The sequence below is a fragment of the Aggregatibacter sp. oral taxon 458 str. W10330 genome, assembly GCF_000466335.1.
In the GTDB taxonomy this organism is placed as follows: Bacteria; Pseudomonadota; Gammaproteobacteria; order Enterobacterales; family Pasteurellaceae; genus Aggregatibacter.
In genome coordinates this window covers 1-603 of record NZ_KE952624.1, presented here as the reverse complement: position 1 = coordinate 603, position 603 = coordinate 1, and the positions used below count along the sequence as shown (strand labels likewise).

The 603-nt window shown below is 43.9% G+C and carries 1 pseudogene; it reads right to left on the bottom strand.

What is annotated here, in order from left to right:
* Nucleotides 1-603 (bottom strand): annotated as a pseudogene (locus HMPREF9065_RS10260) (calcium-binding protein); the annotation flags it as partial.

Below are 603 nucleotides of genomic sequence, written 5' to 3'. Positions count from 1 at the left end.
ACTTTCATCATGGCTAATGAATACGTCCGCCGCATCAGTGCCTTTACTGCCAAAACGAAAACCGATATCGGTTAATACGTTTAACGTGGCTTGATTATCTCTCTGCCAAGCGGCATAAATGCCCTGCGCCTTAGCATAGGCAGTATAGCGTTGCAATAGCACCAACCCCTCCGCCCAGGCGCGAGGTTGTGGGAGCAGAGATAAAAACTCCGCTAAATCCGTTAATGCTGCTTCCGGTGATTGCTTGAATTTAGCGTCAAAAAGTGCAATAAGTTTTTCTGCTGTTTTCGGTGTCGTCCCTTGCGAAACAGCTGTAAGATGCTCAAAATACGGCGCAAGTCTTGTTTGAGAAAGTAAACTGCGATAAGCCAGTTCAAGTGTTTGCTCATACATACGATTGACTTTGTCTGTGATGTAATCTATATCTCCATCTGTTGTGTAATACAATTGCTGAATATTGAGATGGTATAACGTGTTTAATGTGGCGATTTTATGTTTATTCGCCTCAAAACGTTGCATTACCGCCGGGTCATGTTTAGCTTGGCGGATGTTCTCTAGCTCTCGTGGTGTCACACGGAGAATTTGAATATCGTCATTTGTGGA